The 1,309-nt window shown below is 68.1% G+C and carries 1 protein-coding gene; it reads left to right on the forward strand.

From position 1 onward, the window contains the following. Nucleotides 1-45 precede the first annotated feature (45 nt). On the forward strand, nt 46-1,269 hold the full coding sequence (locus tag ADK57_RS12645) for an IS30 family transposase (protein WP_053749516.1): 1,224 nt from the start codon (nt 46-48) through the stop codon (nt 1,267-1,269). Nucleotides 1,270-1,309: the final 40 nt, after the last annotated feature.

Below are 1,309 nucleotides of genomic sequence, written 5' to 3' on the forward strand. Positions count from 1 at the left end.
CTTCCGTTCTAGTGGTCGTTGCAACACACCAGCTCAGGGGACGCGATGGACTTCAAGATCCGGGAGGTCCGGACAGCTCAGGGACCCAGAGCCCTGCTGCGTGAGCGGGAGGCATACTTCCAGCTCATGCAGAAGGGCCTGAGCAACGGAGAGGCGTGCCGGCTCGTCGGCATCAACGACCGGACCGGACAGCGCTGGCGCAATGGCCGCAGCGCCGACCGCAGACAGAACGCGGCACCGCCGGTGAAGACTGCGGTGCCGCGTTCTGCCCCGTCCCGTTACCTGCGCGAGGACGACCGGATCCACATCGCCGACCGGCTGCGGGAGAAGGCCTCGATCCGGCAGATAGCCGCCGAGCTGGACCGCAGCCCGTCCACCATCAGCCGTGAGATCCGCCGCAATCGCACCAACGGCACCCGCGGCCAATGGCACTACCGCCCTCATGCGGCCCAGGCCCGGGCGGACGCCCGCCTGCCTCGCCCGAAGCCGGGAAAGATCACCCAGAATCCCGAGCTGAAGGTCTTCATCCAGGACCGTCTGAGTCTTCGGTGGAGCCCGGAGCAGATCTGCCAGGCTCTGCGCACGCAGTTTCCCGACCGGCCGGAGATGCATGTGGTTCACGAGACGGTCTATCAGGCCCTCTACGTCCAGGGCCGCGGCGAACTGCGCCGTGAGCTGGCCCGGGGCCTGAGGACCGGTCGAGTCCGGCGCACGCCCCGCCGACAGGCCCAGCAGCGCCAGCCCCGCTTCCGCCACCCCATGGTGATGATCAGCGACCGGCCAGCCGAAGCCGCCGACCGCGCGGTGCCCGGTCACTGGGAGGGCGACCTGATCATCGGCAAGGACGGCGGCTCCGCCATCGGCACTCTCGTCGAACGCTCGACTCGCTACGTGATGCTCCTGCACCTGCCAGACGGCCGCACGACCGAACTGGTCCGCGACGCCCTGGTGGAGACCGTCCAGACGCTGCCTGCCCACCTGAAGCGATCCCTGACCTGGGACCAGGGCAGCGAGATGGGCCGCCACCGGGAGTTCACCGTCGCCACCGACATCCCGGTCTACTTCTGCGACCCGGCCAGCCCCTGGCAACGCGGCTCGAACGAAAACACCAACGGCCTGCTCCGGCAGTACTTCCCCAAAGGCACCGACCTGTCCGTCCACAGCCGCGAACACCTCGAGGCAGTCGCCGCCGAGCTCAATGGCCGTCCACGCAAAACGCTCGGCTGGGAAACCCCAGCCGAGCGCCTGCATAAACTGCTCGCGGCCTGATCAACACGACCACGTGTTGCAACGACCCCTAGAAAGCGCC

The sequence above is a fragment of the Streptomyces sp. MMG1533 genome (genome assembly GCF_001279775.1).
In the GTDB taxonomy this organism is placed as follows: Bacteria; Actinomycetota; Actinomycetes; order Streptomycetales; family Streptomycetaceae; genus Streptomyces.